Genomic DNA, 1,606 nt, shown 5'->3' on the forward strand with positions numbered 1-1,606 from the left:
CTTTGATTATTATAGAATATATAAATGGAGTTTCAAAGTATTTTATTTCTGTTCAGCCTACTATTTTTTTGATTATAAAAATTTACTGCCACAATAAAAACACGTAGAACTACCTGCTAATTAAGAATTTATTTACAATAATTTAGCTTATCATTAAAACTAAACCTGATTTTTAATTTAAACTAAATCTTTAATCACTAACACAAACTGATTTTAATAATAAAACATGAAAACCCCAAACACCGTTATAATATGAAAAAAAATTACTTCCTACTCTTTTTATTATTATTTACGAAGCTGCTTTTTGCACAAACATCAACAGAAACATTTGAAACAGAATTAGATGGCTCTACCAACTTTACAGATAATGGAGTTACTTTTAACATCATTTCTAATAGTGGTACATTTGATATACAAGCAAATTACCCTGGAACTGGCTGGAGTGGAACCGCAAACGACAACAAATATATAGACAATAGCTCATCTATAAGCTCAAGCCCCTCTTTTAGCATTAAAACAACTTCAAATCTATTTAAAGCAAATCGATTTTGGATTTATCTATCAACTACCTCCTTAGATTTAAACGTCGCAGGCAGTCTAATTATAACTGGAAAATTGAATGGTATAACTAAATTTACTCAGGCTAAAAGCACTGGTTTTGCTACTTCACTTGGCACTACAAATGGCTATACTTTAATAGATTTAACCAATTTAAATGGTCAAAATTATTCTAATATTGTAATAGATGAGCTTCAAATTACAACTGGAGGAGCATATACTTATGCAGGATTAGATGCTTTTACTTGGGTAAAAGATAGCGGCGTGATATTACAATGTTTGACCTTTTCAGGTCAGCCTTCTAACAGTAGAATTTGTGCTGGCTCTAATGCCTCTTTTTCTGCTTCAGTAATTAATGCCGATAGCTATCAATGGCAAGTAGATCAAGGAGCTGGATTTACAAATGTTCCAAATGTCGCACCTTATTCTGGTGCTGCAACACAAACACTTACCATAAGTGGTGCAATTCCTGAAATGAACGGATATCAATATCGGGTGGTTGCATCGGGATCATGCGGACCAAGTGCAACATCGAGTACAGCAGCTTTAAATGTTGATTCTGCTCCTGCAATAACGGCACAACCAAACTTGAGTACAATTTGCGCAGGAGCCAATACTACTTTTTCAGTCGCTGCATCAAATGCAACAGCATATCAATGGCAAGTAGATCAAGGAGCTGGATTTACCAACGTCTCAAATGGTGCACCTTATTCTGGTGCTACTACGGCTACTCTAACTATTACTGGCGCAACAGCCGCAATGAATGGATATGTTTATAGAGTTGTGGCAACAGGATTATGCAGCCCTGCTGCTACTTCTAATCCTGCTCCATTAACTTTTTATTCTGCTCCTGCAATAACGGCACAACCAAACTTGAGTACAATTTGCACAGGAGCCAATACTACTTTTTCAGTCTCTGCATCAAATGCAACAGCATATCAATGGCAGGTAGATCAAGGAGCTGGATTTATCAACGTCTCAAATGGCGCGACCTTATTCTGGTGCTACTACAGCTACTCTAACTATTATTGGCGCAACAGCCGGAATG

1 protein-coding gene is annotated in these 1,606 nt (G+C 36.1%); it reads left to right on the top strand.

From position 1 onward, the window contains the following. Positions 1 to 252: 252 nt before the first annotated feature. The coding region (locus tag BOW55_RS21500) for an immunoglobulin domain-containing protein (RefSeq protein ID WP_241686640.1) at positions 253 to 1,606 on the top strand (1,354 nt) is incomplete at its 3' end.

It is taken from the genome of Flavobacterium sp. YO12, assembly GCF_004119495.1.
In the GTDB taxonomy this organism is placed as follows: domain Bacteria; phylum Bacteroidota; class Bacteroidia; order Flavobacteriales; family Flavobacteriaceae; genus Flavobacterium.